Genomic DNA, 2,746 nt, shown 5'->3' on the forward strand with positions numbered 1-2,746 from the left:
CGATCCGGACGAAGGCGACAGCGATTTGGCATTGTGTTCGGCGAGAGAAATGACGATCAGTCGGTGATCGTCATTGGCAGCCGGTTTTGTGCATGGCGTGACGTTGGCGAAAACAGTTCGCCTAGACGCGCTCAAAGAATCAAAACAGGCTCCCATCTATTGGTTCAGCGGATGTCCGGATGTGGGCACCTTTGAGACATGCGGACTGCGTCGAGCAATGTCCGCGTTTGATGGCAAAGCGGAAAACATGTGCTCGTACTGAGTTCTTCTCAATTTGACCCCAGGCGGTTCGCACTAGGCAAATTCAACACGTCGGTGCGAATCGAGATCGAAGCCGCGCGTGGATGCAGTGAGCCGAACGGAGCGGCGATGTCCGTTCTTAGCGGGTGGCAAAGCGGAAGACATATGCTCGTCTGGACCTTTTCAGCTTTTGACCCACATGAGACATGCGCTCCACGAGCCAATCACGCTCACCATTGCCCAATTGCGGGCCAATTGGCGTCACCACGGCGTTCACCTAGTAGTGAAAGCAATCTGCATTCAAACCCGCGGCTGTCCTCACCATCTGCCTTGCGTAGTACGGATGTGAACCACTGGAGCCAATCTGCTGCGGCCGAGACTCCTTGGCCCCGATCAAAGCAGGAGCAGGCGATGACAAAATTTGCTCTGTACGTTCCGCTGCAGGCGAAGCCAGGAAAGGAGAAGGAGGTCGCAGATTTTCTGCGTTCCGCCGTACCCTTGGTAAACGCTGAGGCGGGGACGATCTCGTGGTTTGCCATTCAGGAGGGCCCGTCCTCCTTCGCCATTTTCGACACGTTCGACGACGCGGCCGGGCGCGATGCCCACCTCAACGGCAAGGTGGCGGCGGCCTTGATGGAAAAAGCAAAGGCTGGCGACCTGTTTGCCAAAACGCCGGAAATTCACAAGCTCGACATTCTCGCGGACAAGCTTCCAAGATAGAGCTCTCGTTGTGTCATGGCGCACGTCGGCAACGTGGTTCGACGCTGGCGGATTTTCCTGGATGTTTAGTCCTGAAGGCCGTCGCGAATGTCCGGTCATGTGACCTTGGAGACATGCCGCTCCTTCGATGAAGGTCCGTTTTCGGTGTGGTTGGAGGCTAAGCGGAAGGAACGCGGACATCACCAAGCCGCCGCAATTGACCCATCTGGGACATCGGCTTAATGGCTAGCAGACCGACGACGGACATAATTTCTCAGACCACGAGGTCGTTCGGTTAAGCCCGTGGAAGAAAAGCAGACTTGCGCAGTGGCATCGTGTGTTGGTGGGTTGCGCCACCGCCTCAATGCGTTACCACGATGAAGTCCGTGTCTTTTCCCGTCTCATGGCTAAATCCGTTGTCGGAAATAATCAATGAAGAGGCCGGCGTCAGTAGTTCAGAGATCCTCTCAACCGTCTCCTGGGGTATTTCGATGCGGTCGATGGCAGCGTTGGCTTTATCGGGCAACGGTACCGATAGAGCGGTTTGCTTCGCGGAAGCTCGGCGCTCTTTCGTGGCACGCTCGGACATGCGCGGAAATTCCTCCGGAATTGACACGACGGTCCAGCGAATAGCCGCTCCCTCGTTCTGGAATTCCATTGCGGTAAACACGTGCGTTCCCAGCGGCTCCTCCGGATTTTCGATCTTGACCGGGATATCAAACAACGGCGAGAAGCCCCGACGCACGAAGAGCTTGCTCAACTTGCGACTGACGAAGACGGAGATCGGGACGATTTTTTTAGGCGCGACTCCAGCGGGAGCCGAGCCTGGAACCTGGAGACTAGCGGCTTCCGGAGTCTCGGCGTTGGACACTGGTGGTCCATGCGTTGCCGCGGCTGTATCAATGCTCTTGCCCGCGACAGTGGCAGTCTGAAAATCCGGCGAACCGGGCACGGCTTTCGGCTTAAAAAGGTGCGGATTGGTTATCTCGACCGGCTGGACGTCGTCGCGCGCAATGATCACGCGCGTGCCGCGCTTCGTGAGATGCCAGAGCCGAATGGCAAAGTCAGTTTTCAAACGGATGCAGCCGTGTGACGCCGGATACCCAGGCACGACACCGGCATGCAACGCTATCCCTGACCAGGTGATGCGCTGCATGTAGGGCATCGGGGCAGCGCTATAAATATTCGAACGGTGCCAACGTTGTTTGCCGATCACGCTGAACACGCCGAGGGGCGTAGGATGCCCGTGAGTTCCGGTGGACACCGAAGAGCGTGCGATCAGCGCCCCGTTGTCAAAAAGCGAGACCCGTTGGTCTGCGATCGAGATGATGATCTGGAGCGGGCCCTTCGGAGGATCCTTGGGCCGAGCGTTCTGCGCCAATTCAGATTTTGTGTGCCTGTGTTGGTGCTTGTGCCTGAACGGAGTTTGATCGCCCCACCAAGAACTGGATTGGGGCCATAACAGGAACTGGGCATGTGCGGTGCTTACAGGAAGTATGAAAAAGGCAAATGCCACTATCGTCGCGCGGATGGGTCCCATAGCGATGCGTCCGGAGATAGGTGCAGACATGGTTCACTCACAGCACTCTTCAGCCGTATTGTCGTCCTCGCTCTCGAACGGGCCCTAATACAACCCGGCCACCTGGTCTAAGTCGAGACGGATCCAGAGACGACCTTCCTTCAGGTCGACAGGAATGTCGCGAACAAGAGCGTGGGCGGCGAGTTCAACCGATCGCTGCAACACATTCTGCGAACTTCTCAGCCGGCGTCTGATAGAGCAAGGTCTTTCTCGGCCTTTCATTGAGCT

The 2,746-nt window shown here is 57.0% G+C and carries 3 protein-coding genes; 1 reads left to right on the forward strand and 2 read right to left on the reverse strand.

The genetic code is table 11. The annotated features are described in order from the left end of the window. Window positions 1–651 precede the first annotated feature (651 nt). Entirely contained in the window at window positions 652–960 is a 309-nt protein-coding gene (locus N554_RS0130375) for a putative quinol monooxygenase (RefSeq protein ID WP_029586884.1), read from the forward strand. Between the two features lie 340 nt (window positions 961–1,300). Here N554_RS0130375 and N554_RS0130380 read toward each other — a convergent pair whose 3' ends face one another. Both N554_RS0130380 and N554_RS41605 read right to left on the reverse strand, forming a co-directional pair. Further along, window positions 1,301–2,509, reverse strand: a complete 1,209-nt coding sequence (locus N554_RS0130380; RefSeq protein WP_156042200.1) for a L,D-transpeptidase — start codon at window positions 2,507–2,509, stop codon at window positions 1,301–1,303. 54 nt (window positions 2,510–2,563) lie between these two features. Beyond that, window positions 2,564–2,746 (reverse strand): hypothetical protein (locus N554_RS41605; RefSeq protein WP_210165388.1); only part of this gene is annotated, 183 nt, incomplete at its 5' end.

The organism is Bradyrhizobium sp. URHD0069, assembly GCF_000701345.1.
In the GTDB taxonomy this organism is placed as follows: Bacteria; Pseudomonadota; Alphaproteobacteria; order Rhizobiales; family Xanthobacteraceae; genus Bradyrhizobium.